Annotated in this window: 16 protein-coding genes; 5 read left to right on the top strand and 11 right to left on the bottom strand. The window is 65.3% G+C overall.

Annotation, left to right across the window (positions count from 1 at the left end; all coding sequences use genetic code 11):
- Positions 1-17 precede the first annotated feature (17 nt).
- Positions 18-494, top strand: coding sequence for a hypothetical protein (locus D0T21_RS12115; RefSeq protein WP_116989603.1), 477 nt, complete (start codon positions 18-20; stop codon positions 492-494).
- 66 nt (positions 495-560) lie between these two features.
- Here the strand turns inward: D0T21_RS12115 and D0T21_RS12110 are convergent, their stop codons facing one another.
- From D0T21_RS12110 to ppc, 8 genes are all read right to left on the bottom strand, one after another.
- Positions 561-1340 (bottom strand): 3-hydroxybutyrate dehydrogenase, encoded by a 780-nt coding sequence (locus tag D0T21_RS12110; RefSeq protein WP_116989604.1) that lies wholly within the window; start codon positions 1338-1340, stop codon positions 561-563.
- Positions 1341-1404: 64 nt separating this feature from the next.
- A complete protein-coding gene (locus tag D0T21_RS12105; protein WP_116989605.1) occupies positions 1405-4365 on the bottom strand; it encodes a sensor histidine kinase in 2961 nt (986 codons plus the stop codon).
- 39 nt (positions 4366-4404) lie between these two features.
- Complete coding sequence (locus D0T21_RS12100) at positions 4405-5526, bottom strand: PAS domain-containing protein (RefSeq protein ID WP_116989606.1); 1122 nt, start codon at positions 5524-5526, stop codon at positions 4405-4407.
- A 97-nt stretch (positions 5527-5623) separates the two neighbouring features.
- Entirely contained in the window at positions 5624-6349 is a 726-nt protein-coding gene (locus D0T21_RS12095) for a DsbC family protein (protein WP_116989607.1), read from the bottom strand.
- Between the two features lie 19 nt (positions 6350-6368).
- Positions 6369-7325 (bottom strand): lipase secretion chaperone, encoded by a 957-nt coding sequence (locus D0T21_RS12090; protein WP_116989608.1) that lies wholly within the window; start codon positions 7323-7325, stop codon positions 6369-6371.
- A gap of 8 nt (positions 7326-7333) precedes the next feature.
- Positions 7334-7849: a nuclear transport factor 2 family protein gene (locus D0T21_RS12085; protein WP_158567999.1), complete on the bottom strand. Its 516-nt coding sequence runs from the start codon at positions 7847-7849 to the stop codon at positions 7334-7336.
- A 79-nt stretch (positions 7850-7928) separates the two neighbouring features.
- On the bottom strand, positions 7929-8861 hold the full coding sequence (locus D0T21_RS12080) for a hypothetical protein (RefSeq protein ID WP_116989610.1): 933 nt from the start codon (positions 8859-8861) through the stop codon (positions 7929-7931).
- A 559-nt stretch (positions 8862-9420) separates the two neighbouring features.
- Complete coding sequence (ppc, locus tag D0T21_RS12075) at positions 9421-12249, bottom strand: phosphoenolpyruvate carboxylase (RefSeq protein WP_116989611.1); 2829 nt, start codon at positions 12247-12249, stop codon at positions 9421-9423.
- 148 nt (positions 12250-12397) lie between these two features.
- Here ppc and hemC point away from each other — a divergent pair, with 148 nt between their 5' ends.
- From hemC to D0T21_RS12055, 4 genes are read left to right on the top strand one after another with little or no spacing between them, the layout of a single operon-like run.
- Positions 12398-13441 (top strand): hydroxymethylbilane synthase, encoded by a 1044-nt coding sequence (gene hemC / locus D0T21_RS12070; protein ID WP_373886664.1) that lies wholly within the window; start codon positions 12398-12400, stop codon positions 13439-13441.
- A gap of 7 nt (positions 13442-13448) precedes the next feature.
- Positions 13449-14252, top strand: coding sequence for a uroporphyrinogen-III synthase (locus tag D0T21_RS12065; protein ID WP_116989613.1), 804 nt, complete (start codon positions 13449-13451; stop codon positions 14250-14252).
- Positions 14249-15394, top strand: coding sequence for a uroporphyrinogen-III C-methyltransferase (locus D0T21_RS12060; RefSeq protein WP_116994410.1), 1146 nt, complete (start codon positions 14249-14251; stop codon positions 15392-15394). Before D0T21_RS12065 ends, D0T21_RS12060 begins: the two co-directional genes overlap by 4 nt.
- 2 nt (positions 15395-15396) lie before the next feature.
- On the top strand, positions 15397-16593 hold the full coding sequence (locus D0T21_RS12055) for a heme biosynthesis protein HemY (protein WP_116989615.1): 1197 nt from the start codon (positions 15397-15399) through the stop codon (positions 16591-16593).
- Between the two features lie 56 nt (positions 16594-16649).
- Here the strand turns inward: D0T21_RS12055 and D0T21_RS12050 are convergent, their stop codons facing one another.
- The 3 genes from D0T21_RS12050 to D0T21_RS12040 all read right to left on the bottom strand — a co-directional run bounded on the left by D0T21_RS12050 (position 16650) and on the right by D0T21_RS12040 (position 18335).
- On the bottom strand, positions 16650-16919 hold the full coding sequence (locus D0T21_RS12050) for a hypothetical protein (protein ID WP_116989616.1): 270 nt from the start codon (positions 16917-16919) through the stop codon (positions 16650-16652).
- Positions 16906-17670 (bottom strand): thioredoxin family protein, encoded by a 765-nt coding sequence (locus tag D0T21_RS12045; RefSeq protein ID WP_116989617.1) that lies wholly within the window; start codon positions 17668-17670, stop codon positions 16906-16908. Before D0T21_RS12045 ends, D0T21_RS12050 begins: the two co-directional genes overlap by 14 nt.
- A 263-nt stretch (positions 17671-17933) precedes the next feature.
- Positions 17934-18335, bottom strand: coding sequence for a hypothetical protein (locus D0T21_RS12040; protein WP_116989618.1), 402 nt, complete (start codon positions 18333-18335; stop codon positions 17934-17936).
- Between the last annotated feature and the right edge of the window lie 56 nt (positions 18336-18391).

Raw genomic sequence — 18391 nt, 5'->3', positions numbered from 1 at the left:
ACCTGGAAAGCGGTGGGATGATCAAATCAATTTTTCTTAGCCTGGCCCTGGCCGGCACGTCCATGATGGCAGGCGCTGCGGAGGTCGATGTCGCCAACGGCATCCAGATGGCGCAGGTCGACTACGATGCGTATCACGCGCTGCTGGTTGAGCGGTGCAAGGTGCTGGCGCCGGAATCGGTCGAGGCCCTGACGGCCGCGATGGCGCAATGGAAGCAGCAGAACGCCGCTGCGCTGGTGATGCTGCGCCAACTTTACAAGGCGCAGTTGATACAACAGAAGCGCGCGCAAAAGCCTGATACGACGGATGCCGACATGGATGCGTATGTTGCCGCGGTGCTGGACTACTTAAATGGCAACCTGAAGGAGCGGGTGGCCGGCGTGCCGGCCGACAAGGCCCGGGCGTCCTGCGAGGGCGAGTACGCTAACGACCTGCTGAACCGCCCGGCGATGGACTTCAACGTGCTGCTAAAGCGGATGACGCTGGGGCGTTGAACCGGGGGGGGAGTCGGCGGGCGAGCCGCTGAGTCGCTAAGACTGCGGCCCGCCCGCCGATGCGCCTTACTGCATGAACCAGCCGTGGCTGACCACCAGCGATTGGCCGGTCAGCGCGTTCGACGGGAAGCTGGCGAACAGCAGCGCCACTTCGGCCACGTCTTCCACCGTGGTGAACTTGCCGTCCACGGTATCGGCCAGCATCACTTTCTTGATGACGTCTTCCTCGGAGATGCCCAGCGTCTTGGCCTGCTCGGGGATCTGCTTGTCCACCAGCGGCGTGCGCACGAAGCCGGGGCAGATGACGTTGGCGCGCACGCCATGCTCCGCGCCTTCCTTCGACACCGCCTTGGCCAGCCCGATCAGGCCGTGCTTGGCCGTCACATAGGCCGACTTGAGCTTGGACGCTTCCTTCGAATGCACCGAGCCCATGTAGATCACGCTGCCGCTGCCGGCCTTGTACATATGCGGCAGGCAGGCCTTGGTGGTCAGGAAGGCGCCGTCCAGATGGATGGACAGCAGCTTTTTCCAATCCTCGAACGGGAAGTCCTCGACCGGATGGATGATCTGGATGCCGGCGTTGCTGACCAGTACGTCGATCTGGCCCCAGGCCTCGATCACGCTGGCGATGCCGGCGTTGACCTGGCCTTCATCGACCACGTTCATGGCGATGGCCATGGCCTGGTGGCCGGCGCCTTTCAATTCTTCGGCGGTGGCTTGCGCCGCCTCCAGGTTCAGGTCGGCGATGACGATCTTGCCGCCTTCGCGCGCGTAGACCAGGGCGATTTCCTTGCCGATGCCGCTGGCGGCGCCGGTGACGATACAGACTTTGTCTTTCAGCTTCATTTAGTTCGCTCCTCGTTGGGTGGGAATGCAACTTCGTGATTACAACAATCCTGCGCCGCGCCGTCTATGCGTTGGCGTACATAGCGGGCAAAGTCAGGCGCATAAATGCGCCGCCTTCATCCTGGTTGCCGACCTCCAGCACGGCGCCTACGCGCGCCGCTCGCTCGCGCATGCCGACCAGGCCCCAATGGCCGCTGCGGCCGCCTTGTGCCAGCGTGTCCGCCGCAATGCCCTTGCCGTTGTCGCGCACCAGCAGTGTCAGCCGCCTGGCGCCGTAGTCCAGCTCCACCACGATCTCGCTGGCCTGCGCGTGGCGGAAGGCGTTGCAGATGGCTTCGCGGCCGATGGAAAACACTTCGTCGGCGGTGATGGCGGGCAGGGTGTATGGTGCGCCTTTTTGCTCAAGCCGGAAACTGGCCGAAAGTCCAGCCGCCAGCCGCTGGCCGAAACGTTCCAGCGATTGCCCCAGCGTTTCATCGTCGCGCAGCGGCGAGCGCAGGCCGCGTACTTCGTCGCGGCCCTCGATCAGCGCCTGCTCGATGTAGCCGATGCCGCGCTCCATGGCGGCGCGCGCCGGCAGCGCCGGCGGCACCTGTTCCATCGCCAGCTGCATCATCAGGATGGTGCCTTGCGCCTCTTGCAGGAAGGTGTCGTGCAGCGCGCGGGCGATGCGCTCGCGCTCGTCCAGGCGCTCGACATGGCGCGCTTCGATCAGGCGCGCCATCTGCGCCAGCCGCCAGCGCCAGGCCAGCACCAGTGCCGCCGCCAGCGCCAGTACGCACAGCAGCTTGAACCACAGGCTCTGCACGAAGGTCGGCGGGATCGTCACTGCCAGCGTGGCGCCGTCGTTGTTCCACACACCGTCCTTGTTGGCGGCGATGACCTGGAAGCGGTACTGGCCCGGTCCCAGGTTGGTGTAGAAGGCTTCACGGCGGCCGCCGGCCTGCTGCCAATCATGGTCCAGGCCTTCGAGCCGGTAGCGGAAGGCGATCCGCCCCGGCATAGCCAGGCCGAGCGCGCTGAAGGTCAGGTGCAGATTGTTCGCGCCTTGCGGCAGCGTCAGCGGCGCGCCGGCCGGATAGGTTTTGCCGTTGCTCTCCACGGCGCGGATCTCCACCGGCGGCGGGATGGCGTCGCGGCCGATCCGGCCGGGCGTGATCAGCGCCACGCCGCTGTGGCTCGACAACCAGAGCTTGCCGTCGCTGGCTTCCACCATCGACGGGAACGGCCCGGTCGGCTGGACCGCGCCGGTCAGGCCATCGTCGATGCCCAGCAGTTCGTAGTCGACCGCGGAGCCGTGGCGCAGGAACTGGGCCAGTTGCGCGGCCGGGATGCGGAAGGCGCCGTCATGCCCATGCAGCCACAGTTCGCCGGCCGCCGTTTCCACCAGGCCGCTGATGCCGCGCAGTTCATGGCCGTCGGCCAGGCGCAGCGGCACGAAGCGCTGGCCGTCGTACAGGGCGGCGCCCAGTTCGCCCGCGACCCACAGGTGGCCGTTGCGTTCGAACAGGCTCTGCACGTTGCCGATGGCCAGGCCCTGCGCCGCGCCCAGCACGCGGACCGCATCGCCGTCGACGACGGCGATGCGGTTGCCTTGGTAGCCTATCCAGACCCGGCCGCTGCGATCGGCCAGCATTGAGAGCACGCGCGCGGCCGGCAGCCTTGGGTCGTCCAGCCGGCGCCAGTTGCCGTCGTGGCGGCGGTAAATGCCCAGGTTGACATAGCTGGCCCACCAGTCGCCGCTGCTGTCCTGGACCAGGGCGCGCGCCGGCATGGCGTCCTTCAGCGCTTCCGGCGGCGAAGCGATCATGGCGCCGCCATTGGGCCCCGGCAGCCAGATCCCTGCGGCGGTGCCTAGCGCCGGCCGGCCGTCCGTAGTGGCGGCGGCCGAACGGAAGGCCAGCGGCGAGTGCTCGTATTGCCGGCCGTTGGCGTCCATCAGCCAGGAGTCCCCGCTGTAAGTGCTGACCCTGACCTTGCCGTCGCTGTCGGCCCACAGCGCCGGCGTGGCGACGTCCAGATGGCTGGGCAGCGGCGTCACGCGGTTGCGGCGGAACTGGTCCAGGCCGTTGATGGTGCCGATCCAGACGGTGCCGTCGCGGTCTTCGAAAAAGGTCTGCGGGTTCATGCCGCTCAAGCCCTGCTCCTGCGTCACGCGCTGGCGCGGATCGGGGAACACGTCCGGCAGCATGCGCTCGATGCGGTCCTCGCTCAGCAGCCACATGGTGCCGGCGCGGTCGAACCACATGCCGCTGCCGGGCAGGTCGGGCTTGGGCGGCGCGCCGCCGGCCGGCGCGCTCTGCGACAGCTTGTAGTTGGCGTCGCTGCCGTTGGAGGCCCACACGGCGCCGTCCGGCGCGGCGGCCAGCGACGACAGCCGGATATTGGCGGGGCTGGCGATGTGATAGCGGCTGTCGCCCTGGCGGCGGTAGTAGATCGCGCGGTCGCTCGACACCCACTGCGTGCCGGCGCGGTCGAACAGCACCTGCCAGACCGACTTGGCGCCGGGATCGAAGCCGCTGTCGGCGCCGACTCGCACCCAACGTTCGCCGTTCAGCCAGGCCAGGCCGTTGGAGGTGGTGACCCACATGGCGCCGTCCGGCGCGCGGCCGAAGCTGTAGGTGGCGCCGGGCGGGAAACCGTCGGCGGCGCCGTAGTGGCGCACCTGGCCATCCTTGAACACGCTGGCGCCGCCGAAGCGGTAGCCGACCCACAAGGCGCTGTCCGGCGCGGTGTACAAGGGCAGCACGATGGTCGACAGCAGTTGGTGGCCGCCGACCTGGTCGCGACGTTCGAAGGTCAGGCCGTCAAAGCGGTACAGGCCGGTCGGCGTTGACAGCCACAGCCAGCCGTCGCGAGTCTGGGTGATGGCCTGGATTTGCGCCGGCGCGCCTTGGGCGGCGGTCCAGGCGTGATGGCTGTAGTCGCTCAGCAGGCGCGCGTGTTCGGCAGCGGCGGCCGGGCGCCACAGCGCCAGCAGCAAGGCGCCGGCCAGCAGCCAGCGGTTGCGCAGGGTAACGGTCATGGGTGCAGCATAACATCCAGAGGCAGTACCCGGCATCCGCTAGGTGGCGGAGGGCTGGCCCGGCAAGTTCATGCGCAGCACGGTACCGGCGCCGGGCAGCTGCGCCACCGCCAGATCGCCGCCGAAGTCGGCCAGGCGGGCGCGGATGGCGCCCAGGTCGAGCACGTCGCGCGGCGATTGCTGCTCGGGCAGGCCGTCGCCGCTGAGTACGATGGACAGCCGCTCCGGTTGCAGGTTCAGCGTCGCTTGCAAGGTGCGCGTGCCGCTCTGGCCGCACAGATAGCTCAGCGCCGACAGCATGATGCGGTAGATCGCCGTGATCTGGCGCTGGTCCAGCGTGGCGTTGTCTTCGATCAGCTCCAGCTTGCACTGCAGGCCGTGGCGGCGTTCCAGCTGCTGCATCTGCCACTCGATGGCGGCCGACAGGCCCAGTTCCAGCGTGCGGGGATGCAGTTCGTTGATCAATTCGCGCACCGCGAGGATGCTGGCGTCGAGCGTCTGCAGCGCTTGCGCGGCGCGCTGGTGCAGCAGCGGTTGCCGCTCGGTGGTGCGCTTGTACAGGGTGGTCACGTCCAGTTTGAGCGCGAGCAGGTTTTGCGCCAGGTCGTCGTGGATATCCTGGGCGATGCGGCGGCGCTCGCTTTCCTTGGTGGTGTGGTCGTGCTCGGACAGCGCCCGCAGCTCTTGTAGCGAGGACTGCAAAGCCGATTCCGCCTGCTTGCGCTCGGTGATGTCGATGCACATGGCGATCAGCAGCTTGGGCTGGCCGAGGTCGTCGTAGATGGGCTGCTTGTGGGTTTGCATCCAGCGGTTTTCGGCCCGGCCGGCATGCCACAGTTCTTCTTCGTACACCGTGTTCTGGCCGCTGTCGAAGGCGATGCGGTCGTGCTTGAGAAAATAGGCGGTTTGATCGGCCGGGAAAAAGGCCCCGCCATCGGTGCCGCGGATGTCGGCGAAGGGGATGCCCCACAGAGCCTCGCAGGCCGGATTCATCAACACCACCCGGGATTGCGGATCCTTGATGAACAGGGCCAGCGGCATGACCGCGATGATGTTGTGCAGTTCGCCGGTGGCCGGCGTTGCGCCGCCGATGTCGGCCTGAATGCGGGTGACCACGCTCTCGATTTCAGATTTGCCCAGCGATTCGATCAAGCTTTTCATGTTTGCGGACAATAGTGGTTTTTTGACATTCTAATGCCTAAATTACCAAATTGAGTAATCTTTAAGGAAATAAAAATTCTCCTGCGAGCGGCGTGGCCTACCTTGCCGTTGCGCTCAGCTTGGCCTCCAGCGCCTGCCGGTCGAACGAGGTGCCGGTGCGCGAACCGTCGGCGAAGTAGACGGTCGGCGTGCCGATCACGTGCAGCTTCTTGCCCAGCGCCAGTACCTGCTCGTTCGGTGTCGGGCAGGCGGCCGGTGCGGCCGGCGCGGCCTTGGCGCTGACGATCCAGTCGTGCCATGCCTGCGCCCGGTCGGCGGCGCACCAGATATCCCTGGACTTGACCGACGAGTCGTCCGACAGGATATTCAGCAGGAAGGTGTAGATGGTGACGTTGTCTATCCCTTCCAGCGTCTGGTGCAGCTTGCGGCAGTAAGGGCAGTTCGGATCTTCGAACACCGCCATCACGCGCTTGCCGTCACCCTTGACGGTCTTGATCGCGGTCTCCAGCGGCAGGTCGGCAAAACGGATCGCCGCCAGCTGGTCGACGCGGGCCCGCGTCAGGTCCTGATAGTTGTCGCCGGTGTCGACCACTTTGCCGACGAACAGATAGCGCGCGCTTTCATCGGTGTAGAAGATGTCGCCGTTGGTGCTGATTTCGTACAGGCCGCCATACGGCGTCCTGGTCACCGAATCGACTTTGATGTTGACGCCCAGGCGTGGCGTGATCAGGGCTTTGATGCGGGCTTCCTCGGGTGTTTCGGCGTGGGCTGCGGGCAAGGTCAGCAGGCTGGCTGCCAGCAGCAGCTTGGTGGTGTGTTTCATGCGGTGCGTTCCTGGTGGATTATTCGATGCCGCTGGCGCGCGCGCGGATGCGCTCGCGCTCGGAGGGAAAATTCTGTCGCTGTAGTGCTTCCAGCTGGAGTCGGCGCGTTTCGCTGCCGGGCGCGGCGGCCAGCCGGGCGGCGTCGGCCCGGTAGCGCAGATAGTGGGCGCGCCACGCACGCTCCTCGCCGGCGGCGGCCTCATAGCTTTGCGTGGCACTGGCCAGCAGTTCGCGGGTGTCGCTGTCGCGTACCGCATCACGGGTGGCGCCGTGCAGGCGGCGTTCGCGCAGCGTATTGGAGTCGGGTTCGGCCTCGCTGGCATCGGCGCCGTTTGGGCGCGCGCTGGCGGCGGCCTGCTCGCGCAGCTCGGCCAACGCTTGCGCCAGTTCGGCATCGTCGGCGCCGAACCACAGATTGGCCGTGGCCGGTCCGAAGCTGCTCAGGCGCAGGCGCGCGCGCTGCTGTTGCCAGGTCGCCAGCTGTTCCACCTGCTGCGGCGAGGGGGCGGCGCCGTCGGGCAGCGCGATGCGCTGGCTTGCCAGCAGCTCGTCGTGCGCGCGCACGTAGGCCGCGTAGCGCGTGGCCAGCGTCCTGGCCTGGGTGGCGGCGGCGCCGCTGACTTGCCGGTCCAGATGGGCGCGCAGCTGATCGGCGCGCGCATTCAGGTCGGCGCCTTCGCCGCGTACCAGGAAGAATTCGAACAGCATCCGCAGCGGCGCGTCCACCACCAGGTTGCCGGCGGAGTCGGTCGACAGCGAGGAGGGGGCGAGCTGGTCGTCAAGCGGCAGCTCGCTCGGTTGGCGCAGGTCGGCGACCATCTTGTTGGAGGTGATGCGGTCGTACCACGCCGGCGCGGCGGCGATGCGTGCCGGGACGGCCGGGGTGTCGCCGGATGGCCAGTACCATGCCAGCGCCACGCCGGCCAGTACGGCGGCGCCTATCCAGTAGCGTTCCCGGTACAGCAAGGTCGTCATGGCCGGGTTCAGTATTTTTTATTGATGGCCGGCGCGGCCAGGTCGGAACCGGGCACCGCCTTGCTGGCGCCGTCCACGGTGGCGGCGTAGCGGGTAACCGCCTTCCAGCCGCCGTCCATCTGCTTCCAGGTGTCGACCACGAACACCTGGGTGGGCAGCGCACTGTGCTTGGGCGCGGCGATTTTCCACATGAAGCTGACCACCGCCAGCTCGCCATATTCGTGCACCGCCATTTGCTCGATGCTCGACTCCGGCGCGGGCGTGGCGAACGCCTGTTGCTGCCATTCGGCGCGCGCGGTGGGACGGCCGGGAACGCTGGCGCTGCGCAGTTCAAATTCGTCGGCAACGATTTTCTTCAAGGCTTCGGCGTCGCGCTTCTGTACCGCGTCCAGCCAGTCGTTTTCCAGCGTGCTGAACAGTTGGACCGTGCGGGTGACGGTCGGCACCGTGCGCGGCGGCGCGGCTTGCGCCGCAGTGTGGCTCAGGGCCAGCAGCGCCAGCCCGATCAAAGAAATTTTTTGCATGAACATTCCAAGAGGGAGGGAGGCCGCCGCGATGCGCCGCGGCGGCCCGGATCAGTTCAAACTGATTGTACTAGCCTGCTCAAGGATAGTGCTGCGCGCACGCCTGGGACGGCGCCAGCGCCCAGTTTTGCTGGATCAGGTACTTCATGGTGCCGAAGGTCTGGTTGTACTTGGCGCCGTTCGATGCGGTGGCGGTGGTGCCGAAGTTCCATGCGCACTTGTCGCCGTTTTCCATGCCGTTCGACAGCGCGTACCAGGCGTTGCCGTCCGGATCGGTCACCGACTCTTCCAGTTCATGCGAGAAGATGCTGGCCATGGCGTCCGCGCCCGGCGTGTTGTTCGGGCTCGGCGTGGTGGCGCCGCACGCCGACGCGCACTGGGTTTCCGGATTGCCGACAAAGGCGTACTTGATGTTCTGGCCGTTGAAGTTGGTGTTGGTGTGCCAGCCGCAGTACTGGGTGCAGAAGCCCGAGGTGGCGGTGGTGTTCTTGTCGGTCATCACGAAGTAGACGGCATTGGCGTCCAGCGGCAGCGCGCCGGAGCTGATGGCGTTGGTCACCACGGTCTGGATGTTGGCGTCGGTCAGCTTGGTGCCCAAGGTGCCGGAGTTGGTGGTGCTGCCGGCGAAGCTCACCTGGTTCACCACGTGGGTGTTGCTGGCGTTGTAGTAGGTGGTGTTGATGTTGAAGTAAGGCGAACCGCCGATGTGCGAGGCGATATTGGTCAGCACATTTTGCGATGCGCTATCCCAGGCCGAGCCGTACCAGATGTAGTACACCTTGGTCGGCGCCACCATGACCGGGCCGCCCTGGTAGGTCAGGTTGGCGCTGCGCTGGGCGCGCAGCGTGGCGGCGCGTTCGGGACGGCTCATCGAGTCGATGTCGAGCTCGCCCCAGCCTTTGCCGCTAGGTTTGAACAGGGAGTCTTTGTCTTCTTTGATGGCGCCGGCGTGAGCGGCGGATACGCAGGCCAGGCAGGCTGCCAGCATGGTCAGTTTACGGCTGAATGTCATGTCGATCTCTCCAAAAGGTGTGTCGCAAGGTTCAACTGCATAAAGTCGTCCTGGGGGGACGATCTGATGTATGCGTCGCTACGCAGGTCTGCAGCCAGGCGCGGCGCGCACGTTTCCAACGCCGGCCATGACGGCCGGCGCAAAAAAGGGTGGTGGGGGAGTGTGCCGGGCTCTAGAGCAAGAGCGTTTTATATGTCGGGGCGGGGCGGTCTGTGTGCAGCAGGTGACGTGTGCGCAACTTCATGTGAACTCTCCGGATCAGATTTTGCCGCTCCGTTCCGCGCTTTTGGCGCCGACGGAATATTGTTTATACCGTTTTCATGCGTCGATCAATTGCACTTAATTCTACTGAAATGTTTCATGTTGTCAGCAGTATTTCGGTCCAGTGTGTCTGGAAATCCATACACCTTTCCTAAATGATAGGCAATATTCCCATACTGAAACCATCACTATTTGGCAGGGTTATTACTGGCGGTAGGGTTTTTTTCGTTTTATAACAAAGGTGCAAAAAAAACACCCCGGACCTTGCGGCGCGGGGTGTTTTTGGTAGCGTGGCGGCTTAGCCGGTGTTGCGCAGGCCGGCGGCGACGCCGTTGATCGACAGGTGGATGCCGCGATGGACCCGCTCGTCGGCCTTGCCCGGCTCGCTCGACAGCGCGCGGTGGCGCTTGATCAGCTCCACCTGCAAGTGGTTCAGCGGATCGAGGTAGGCGAAGCGGTTCTGGATCGAACGCGCCAGCAGCGGGTTGCCGGCCAGGCGTTCGGTGGCGCCGGTGATGCTTTGCAGGATGGCCAGCGTGCTCGCATGCTCTTCGGTGATGCGCTTGAAGATGCGTTCGCGCAGTTCCTTGTCCTGCACCAGCTCGGCGTAGCGCGAGGCGATCGCCAGGTCGGTCTTGGCCAGCACCATGTCCATGTTCGACAGCAGGGTGGCGAAGAACGGCCACTGCTTGAACATCGCCTGCAGCTGGGCCAGGCGTTCGGCCTGCTTGCCCTCGGCGATCCAGGCGCCGATGGCGCTGCCGAAGCCGTACCAGCCCGGCAGCAGCAAACGGCACTGGCCCCACGAGAAGCCCCATGGAATCGCCCGCAGGTCTTCGATGCGCTTGGTCGACTTGCGCGAGGCCGGACGCGAACCGAGGTTCAGCTCGGCGATCTCGGCGATCGGCGTAGCGGCGAAGAAGTAGTCGGTGAAGCCCGGGGTTTCATAGACCAGGTTGCGGTAGGCTTTGTAGGCGCGGTCGGAGATCTCGGCCATGATGGCTTCGAACTGGCGCAGCTGGGCCAGGTGCGCGCTGTCGGCCGACTGCGGCATCAGGCTCGCCTCCAGCGTGGCGGCGACCAGCAGCTCCAGGTTGCGGCGGCCGATGTCCTTGTTGGAGAACTTGGAGGCGATGATCTCGCCCTGTTCGGTCAGGCGGATCTGGCCGTTGACGGTGCCGTGCGGCTGCGCCAGGATGGCCTCGTACGACGGACCGCCGCCTCGGCCGACGGTGCCGCCGCGGCCATGGAACAGGCGCAGCTTGACGCCGGCTTTTTCAAACACGGTGACCAGGTGGGTCTCGGCCTTGTACAGTTCCCAGTTGGAGGTCAGGAAGCCGCCGTCCTTGTTGGAGTCCGAATAGCCCAGCATGACTTCCTGGATCTGGCCCTGCTTGGCGATCAAGGCCTTGACCAGCGGGATCGCCATCACGGCTTCCATGATGCCGGCCGCGCGTTGCAGGTCGGGGATGGTTTCGAACAGCGGGATCACCATCAGGTCCAGCTCTTGCTCGGCGATGCGCAGCAGGCCCATTTCCTTTTGCAGCAGCAGCACTTCCAGCAGGTCGGACACGGTCTCGGTGTGCGAGATGATGTAGTTGCGGATGGCGCGGGCGCCGTACAGCGCGCGGATCTGGCGCGCCGCGCGCAGCACGCCCAGCTCGGAGTCGGTCTCGGCCGAGTAGGCGATGTACGGCGAATACAGCAGGCGCGGCTGCGACAGCTCGCTCAGCAGCAACGCCACTTTGGCGTCCTCGTCCAGCGACGAGTAGTCCGGCTGGCCGCCGGCCTTGACGAACAGCTCGGCCAGCACGCGCTCGTGGATATCCGACGATTGGCGCATGTCCAGCGAGGCCAGGTGGAAGCCGAAGATGTCGGCCGCGCGCTTCAGCGTCGACAGGCGTGGCTGCACCAGCACGGCGCCGTGGTGGGCGTTGAGCGAGTCGATCAGCACTTGCAGGTCGGCCGAGAATTCGGCGGCGGTGGCGTACGGCTCGGCGTGGCCCACTTCCTTGCGCAGGATGTTGGTCGCGCCCAGCGCGCGGGCGCTGCTGGCCAGGCGGGCGTAGATGCCGATCAGGGCGCGGCGGTACGGTTCGTCGGCGCGGTGGTCGGACAGGTCCGGCGACTGGTCGGCCAGCGCCTGCAGCTGCGGGCTGCAGGCGATCATCAGGGTCGACACCGACAGCTCGGCGCCCAGCGTGTGCGCTTCTTCCAGGTAGAAGTCGAGGATGGTGGTGGCCTGGCGCGTCAGCGCGTGCTGCATGGTGCCGCCGTTGACGTTGGGGTTGCCGTCGCGGTCGCCGCCGATCCAGCTGCCCATCTGCACGTAGGGGGCGGTGATGGTCTTGGTTGCGCCATCGCCGTTGCCATAGTGGGCGGCGATGTCGGATTCGATGTCGTCGTACAGGCCCGGCAGTTCGCGCAGGAAGGTGATGCGGTAGTAGGACAGCGCGTTTTCGATCTCGTCGGCCACGGTCAGCTTGGAGTAGCGCAGCATGCGGGTCTGCCACAGCGTGGCGACGCGGGCGCGCAGCAGGTGCATATTGGCGGCCTGTTCCTTCGGCGTCAGCGGCAGGTCGCGCTCGGCCAGCAGGCGGGCGATATCGTGTTCCGCATCAAGAATGGATTTGCGCTGCACTTCGGTCGGGTGGGCCGTCAGCACCGGGGCGATCAGCGCGTCCTGGAAGAAGGTGCCCACGGTTTCCTGGCTGACACCGGCTTCCTTGAGCTTGCACAGGGCGAAGTTGACGCTGCCTTGCTGCGGGTTGGAACCGGCCAGCAGGTGGGCGCGGCGGCGGCGGATGTGGTGCTGGTCTTCCGCGATATTGGCCAGGTGCGAGAAGTAGGAGAACGCGCGCACCACGGAAATGGTCTGCTCGCGCGTCAGGATCTTCAGCATGCCGTCCAGTTCCTTGGCGGCGCCGGCGTCGGCTTCGCGGCGGAAACGCACCGCCGTCTGGCGGATGGTCTCGACCACGGCGTAGACTTCTTCGCCTTCCTGGTCGCGCAGCACGTCGCCCAGCAGGCGGCCTAGCAGGCGGATGTCTTCTTTAAGTGGCGCGTCTTTGTCTACGCCAGGTTGTTCAGCCGTTTGATCGTTCGTTGCACTAGATTGGTTTGCCATGAGATAAGCCGCAAAGATGTGAAAAGTCGGTGCAAAGGCTTGTGGCCCGGTTCTGCAAGAAGGTGAGCATGATAAAATTTGTGATCTTAAACACGCGCGTGAGACTGGCCTGCGCCGGTTAGCGCCCGCTACAGCGAAAGAACTGGTTTTGAAAATATCGGAATTACTACAAAATCCTCCGTCCACCTTGGTGATCGCGTCGCGTGAAAGTCGGCTTGCCATGTGGCAGGCCGAGCATGTACGGGCGCGTTTGTCATTATTATATCCGCAGTGCGATATTAAAATTGTAGGAATGTCGACAAAAGGCGACCAAATTCTTGATCGCACCCTGTCCAAGGTGGGCGGCAAGGGCTTGTTTGTGAAAGAACTTGAAGTCGCCATGGCCGAAGGCCGCGCCGACCTGGCCGTGCACTCGCTCAAGGACGTGCCGATGGAGCTGCCGGAAGGCTTCGCCCTGGCCGCCGTGCTGGAGCGCGAAGACCCGCGCGACGCCTTCGTCTCCAACGATTACGCCTCGCTGGCCGAGTTGCCGGCCGGCGCCGTGGTCGGCACCAGCAGCCTGCGCCGCCAGTCGCTGATCGCTGCGCGCTACCCGCACCTGGTGATCAAACCGTTGCGCGGCAACCTCGACACCCGCCTGGGCAAGCTCGATCGCGGCGACTACGCGGCCATCATCCTGGCAGCCGCCGGCCTCAAGCGCCTGGGCCTGCCGGAACGCATCCGCGCGCTGCTGGACCCGGCCGACAGCCTGCCGGCCGCCGGCCAAGGCGCGATGGCGATCGAGATCCCCGTGCGCAAGGAAGCCGGCGGCATCGACCTGATGGCGCTGCTGGCGCCGCTGAACCATGAAGCCACCTTCCAGGCCGTCACGGCCGAGCGCAAGGTATCCAAGGTATTCGGCGGCAGCTGCCAGGTGCCGCTGGCGGCCTTCGCCACGGTGGAAGACGGCCAGATGCACCTGCGCGCCATGGTCGCCACGCCGGACGGCGCCCGCATGGCCAGCGCCGAAGTGCGCGGCGCCGCCGCCGACCCGGAAGCGCTGGGCCAGCAGGTCGCCGAGTTGCTGCGCGCGCAGGACGCGGTCGACATCCTGGCGTCCTGCCTGAGCGAAGCCGCCCAGGCCGACGCCGACGCCCGTTCGGCCACGCTGGCCGGCGATGCGCCGGCTGCCGCGCCGTCCTCCGGCACTTGACCAGCGGATGACCGGCGCCGTCGTCATCACCCGTCCCCTGGCGCAAGCCTTGCCGTTGGCGGCCCGTGTTAGCGCACTGGGCCGACAGGTGGCGTTGTTGCCGTTGCTGGAAATCGAGCCCTTGCCCGAGCCGGCCGTGCTGCTGGCCGCGTTGGCGAAGTTGTGCGCGCCGCAGCCGGGCTACAAGATGGTGGCCTTCGTTTCGCCCAACGCCATCGACGCCGCCTTCGCCCATATCAAGCAGTGGCCGGCCGGCGTCAAGCTGGCGGTGCTGGGCGAGGGCAGCCGCGCCGCCCTGGCCGCGCACGGCGTGACGCCGGCGACGGTCGATATCGTCAGCCCGGCCGACAGCGCCCACAGCGATTCCGAACACTTGCTGCAAACGCTGGACCTGGCCGCGCTGCGCGGCCAGCCGGTGCTGATCGTGCGCGGCGAAAGCGGCCGCGAGCTGATGGCCGACGGCCTGCGCGCGGCCGGCGCCGTGGTCGACGTGGTGCCGGCCTACCGCCGCTCGGTGCCGCGCCTGACGCCGCAGCTGGCCGCCACCTTGCGCGATTTGCTGGCGCAGCAAAACGACTGGATCATCACCAGTTCCGAAGCCCTGCGCGGACTGTGCGAGCTGCTGGCGCAACTGGACGCGCAGCAGGCTGATGCGACGCAGCAGAGTTGCGTTGTATTGATGCAACAACAGCATTTGATCATTCCGCACGCCCGAATTGCCGAAACGGCAAATAATTTAGGGTTTTCCCGACTGACGCTCACCGGATCAGGCGACGAACGCCTGCTGGCCGCGTTACAATCACGCCTATGAACGATTTGCCTACCTTACCCGATCCTGTCGTCTCCGCCGGCGCCGCCGCCGAGACCCCGCCTGTGGCCAAGCCGCAGCCTGAGCCCAGCCTGCTCGAAACCGTGCAACAGCCGCAGATGCTGCTGGTCGGTATCGTCGTGCTGGCCATTTTGCTGGCCGGCCAGACCTGGTCGGCGCACAACCAGGTGCGCAACCTGCGCGAAGAAATGGCGCGCCGCCTGCAAATGGGCGACGCCAGCAATGCCGAAACCGGCACCTTGGCGCGCGCCGTGCAGGAAACCAGCAAGGAGCTGCAAGGCAAGGTCGCCCTGTTGGAAAACAAGCAGCAGGAAGCGCAGAGCCAGCAACTGGCGCTGGAGCAGCTGTACCAGGACCTGTCCAAGAACCGCGACGAGTGGGCGCTGACCGAGATCGAGCAAGTGCTGTCGACCGCCAGCCAGCAGCTGCAACTGGCCGGCAACGTGCCGGGCGCGCTGATCGCGCTGCAAAACGCCGACCGCAGCCTGTCGCGTTCGGACAAGCCGCAATTCATCACCATCCGCCGCGCCATCGCCAAGGACACGGAAAAGCTGAAGGCCTTGCCGAGCGTCGATTCGGTGGGCATGGCGCTGCGCCTGGACAATGTGATCGCGCAGATCGATACGCTGCCGATGCTGGCGGACGAAAAGCCGACCTTGCCGGCGCCGCCGGAAAAGAAGGCCAAGGCCAAGCCAGCCGTGGGCAAGGGCGGCAAGCCTGAGCCGGTCGAGCAGACCAGCCCGTGGCTGCAAGCGCTGCAAGACACCTGGAACGGCTGGAGCAGCGAGATGTGGACCGACGTGCGCCAGCTGATCCGCGTGCGCAGCGTGACCACGCCGGATGCGCTGATGCTGTCGCCGACCCAGGCTTACTTCCTGCGCGAGAACCTGAAACTGCGCCTGCTGAACGCGCGCATGGCGCTGTTGTCGCGCAACGAGACGGCCTTCCGCGCCGACCTGATCGCGGCGCAGGAAGCGCTGGTCAAGTATTTCGATGTCCGCGCCAAATCGACGCAGACCGTGCAGATGCTGCTGCGCCAGGTGCAGACCAGCAATCTGGCGATTGAAATGCCGACCCTGTCGGACAGCCTGAACGCTGTGCGCAACTACAAAGCGAAGCCATAGTCATGCGTTTATTTCTCTGGATAGTCGCTTTGATGGCTGCCGCCATCGGTATCGCCGTGACGGCGCGTTTTAATCCGGGCAACGTGGTGCTGTTCTACCCGCCGCACCGGATCGACCTGTCGCTGAATTTCTTCGTGGTGCTGGAAGTGGCGCTGTTCGCCTTCCTGTACATCGTGATCCGCGCCTTCCGCGCCACGGTCAAGATGCCGGGCAAGGTGGCGGCCTACCGCCAGCGCAAGCGTGAACGCGATGGCAACAAGGGCTTGCGCGAAGCGCTGAAGGCGCTGTTTGAAGGTCGTTTCGGCCATGCCGAAAAGGCTGCGATGCGCGCCTCGGAACTGCCGGAAAACGCCGGCGTGGCCGCGCTGATCGGCGCCCGCGCCGCGCACCGCATGCGCCAGGGTCCGCGCCGCGACAGCTGGCTGGCCAAGCTGACCGACGACAATGCAATGAAGACCGCGCGCCTGATGACGATGACCGAATTGCTGGTCGATGACCATCAGCCGGAGCAGGCATTGGCGGCGGTGCACGAGCTGAACGCCAGCGGCACCCGCCACATCCACGCCTTGCAGTGGTCGCTGAAGGCGCAGCAGCAAGCCAAGAACTGGCCGGAAGTGCTGCGTCTGGTGCGTTCGCTGGACAAGCACCGCGCGCTGCATCCGGCGCTATCGTCGCGCCTGCGCGAGCTGGCCTATGACGACATGCTGTCCGACAGCAGCCACGATGCGGAATCGCTGCAACGGGTATGGTCGACCGTGCCAAGTGTCGACCGTATCAAGCCGTACGTGGCCTGCCGCGCCGCCACCGCGCTCAACGCGCGCGGGCTGCACGACGAAGCGCGCCTGGTGGCGGAAGAATCGCTGGCCGCCGACTGGGACGACCGCGTGGTGCGGGCCTACCGCGAAGCGGCCGCGCCGGCCGGCTCGGCCGCCTTGCTGATGCAGATCGAACACTGCGAAAACTGGATACACACCCGTCCGACCGACGCCGAGCTGGCGTTGACGCTGGGTTCCTTGTGCTTGAAGCAGAAATTATGGGGCAAGGCGCAGCGCTATCTGGAGCAAGCCTTGTCCGACGCCGCCGACCCGCGCATGGTGCGCGAATCCCACCTGAAGCTGGCGCAAATGCACGAAGCGTTGACCCAGCCGGAAGACGCCGCCAACCACTACCGCCAGTGCGCGCTGGCCACCATCCTCTAAAAAAAAACCACCGGCCTGAACGCGCTCAAGATCGCGTTCAGTGCAGGTGGTTTTTTTTATATCGAGTAGCATCGTTTCAGCAGCGCGTTGACGACGGCGGTCATGCCCAGCATCGCCGCCGCGTGCATGCCGGACGCCGCCAGTGCCAGCGTCTGCGAACCCGCCATGGCCACTTCGCGCACGCTGCCGTCGCTGCTGCACAGCGGAACCAGCACCGGCGCCAGCATCAGGCCGGCGCCGTGAACGGCGGTCATCAAGGCGGCCGAGGCGGCGTGGCCGGCCGCGATGGGCGCCAGGGCCCGCAGCGCCGGTTCATGCCTGCGCATGACAGCACGCGGCCGCAGCCGGCGCGGTCTCGTAGCGGTCGTGGTGGCGCACCCATGCCATCGTATAGGGCAGATCTTCCTCATTGCGGCCCAGCGGGGTCAGGTCGAGGAAGTTATAGGTGTGCATCATCACCTCCACGCCGCGGCCATAGGTCGAGTAGCTGTGGTAGACCACGCCGTCGTCGTCCTTGTAGAACACGCTGACGCCGGGCATGTCGGGGTTTTTGATGGGCTGGCGCTGGTAGTTGTAGTTGACTTCGCCGCTGGCCAGCTCGTCGGGCCGGAAGCTGACGTGGAAGTCGTAGTTGAAATCGCCTTCTCCTGACGATACCCAATTGAAGCGCCAGCCCATGCGATGGCGGAAGCGCTCGATGTCGTCCAGCACCGCGCGCGAGATGGCGACGAAGGTCACGTCGCGCTGCGCCAGGTGGGCGAGGGCGCCGTCGGTATGGTCCGCCATATAAGAGCAGTGGCTGCATCCCTGTTCGGCGCCGGGCGTGAACATGAAGTGCTGCACCACCAGCTGGCGCCGGCCTTTGAACAGATCGGCCAGCGTGCGCCGGCCTTGCGGCGTGTCGAACACATAGGTTTGTTCAACGCGCACCCAGGGCAGCGCCCGGCGTTCGCGGGCGACCTGGTCGCGCAGGTGGGTCAATTCCTTCTCGCGCGCCAGCAAGGCCAGGCGTCGCTGCAGCCATAGGGCGGGCGACACGACGGCATGGTTCAAAGTTTCGGTAGTGGTGTTGGTCATTGCTGCCTCCTGTAGATGCGCCGTGGATCGGCGCTGCAGGAGAACTTTATGCCTTTGGCAGCGCCGCAGGGAGTAACAAGATTGTCGCTAAACCGGCTATGGCCCCGTCCTGGCGACGGGTTTTTATTTCATAGTTGAGGGGTCGGATTTTTCGTCTTGCGGGAGCTCTGGTGGGGTTTGTTTTCCGGTCTGAAGATATACCCAGATTGAGACCCCAAATCCGACTGCTACCGCTATGTAGGTGATGATGTTAAGAATTGTGGTCATCGCTTGCTCCTTCTTGATAAGTACTGGAATACAACCAAACTTAGCGCCATCGATGCCCCTGCCAATGCGATGCTATCCTGCAATATTGACGTAGGATCTATCAAGGTGGCATTCTGCTCTGCGAGGACCGTGAGCGCGTGTAATGCCCCGTACAACGTGATAAAAAGCAGGGAAGTACCATTAAGGATGGTTTTTATGTCCGCTTCTTTTGACGGGACGTGCTCCAGTTCATTGACGATTGAAATATGCAACACTAGACCCAGTGCGACAAAGTCTGAAGCGGCAAGCGGTGCGACTCGGCCCGCGGTGGTCGCCGTCCATATCAGCAAGCGGGTCAGCATTGGGATCAGTCCGACAACGACCGTGTAGGCAATCCACTTGCTCTTCAATGGCTTCATTTTTCGCCTCCTGAAACCTTCAGTTTAGATGGGGCGAGGGGTTTTGCTATTGAGTC

Source organism: Duganella sp. BJB476, assembly GCF_003416895.1.
Taxonomy (GTDB): Bacteria; Pseudomonadota; Gammaproteobacteria; order Burkholderiales; family Burkholderiaceae_D; genus Rugamonas.
Note: the sequence above shows the minus strand (reverse complement) of the source record. Positions and strands in the feature narration are given on the sequence as shown.

Excerpts from the sequence above, each read along its gene's own strand:
- D0T21_RS12090 (WP_116989608.1), bottom strand. The coding sequence starts at position 7,325 with ATGACGACCTTGCTGTACCGGGAACGCTACTGGATAGGCGCCGCCGTA.
- D0T21_RS12065 (WP_116989613.1), top strand. The coding sequence starts at position 13,449 with ATGACCGGCGCCGTCGTCATCACCCGTCCCCTGGCGCAAGCCTTGCCG.
- D0T21_RS12055 (WP_116989615.1), top strand. The coding sequence starts at position 15,397 with ATGCGTTTATTTCTCTGGATAGTCGCTTTGATGGCTGCCGCCATCGGT.
- D0T21_RS12040 (WP_116989618.1), bottom strand. The coding sequence starts at position 18,335 with ATGAAGCCATTGAAGAGCAAGTGGATTGCCTACACGGTCGTTGTCGGA.
- D0T21_RS12085 (WP_158567999.1), bottom strand. The coding sequence starts at position 7,849 with ATGCAAAAAATTTCTTTGATCGGGCTGGCGCTGCTGGCCCTGAGCCAC.
- D0T21_RS12100 (WP_116989606.1), bottom strand. The coding sequence starts at position 5,526 with ATGAAAAGCTTGATCGAATCGCTGGGCAAATCTGAAATCGAGAGCGTG.
- D0T21_RS12060 (WP_116994410.1), top strand. The coding sequence starts at position 14,249 with ATGAACGATTTGCCTACCTTACCCGATCCTGTCGTCTCCGCCGGCGCC.
- D0T21_RS12105 (WP_116989605.1), bottom strand. The coding sequence starts at position 4,365 with ATGACCGTTACCCTGCGCAACCGCTGGCTGCTGGCCGGCGCCTTGCTG.
- D0T21_RS12050 (WP_116989616.1), bottom strand. The coding sequence starts at position 16,919 with ATGCGCAGGCATGAACCGGCGCTGCGGGCCCTGGCGCCCATCGCGGCC.
- D0T21_RS12080 (WP_116989610.1), bottom strand. The coding sequence starts at position 8,861 with ATGACATTCAGCCGTAAACTGACCATGCTGGCAGCCTGCCTGGCCTGC.
- D0T21_RS12045 (WP_116989617.1), bottom strand. The coding sequence starts at position 17,670 with ATGACCAACACCACTACCGAAACTTTGAACCATGCCGTCGTGTCGCCC.
- ppc (WP_116989611.1), bottom strand. The coding sequence starts at position 12,249 with ATGGCAAACCAATCTAGTGCAACGAACGATCAAACGGCTGAACAACCT.
- D0T21_RS12110 (WP_116989604.1), bottom strand. The coding sequence starts at position 1,340 with ATGAAGCTGAAAGACAAAGTCTGTATCGTCACCGGCGCCGCCAGCGGC.
- D0T21_RS12095 (WP_116989607.1), bottom strand. The coding sequence starts at position 6,349 with ATGAAACACACCACCAAGCTGCTGCTGGCAGCCAGCCTGCTGACCTTG.
- D0T21_RS12115 (WP_116989603.1), top strand. The coding sequence starts at position 18 with ATGATCAAATCAATTTTTCTTAGCCTGGCCCTGGCCGGCACGTCCATG.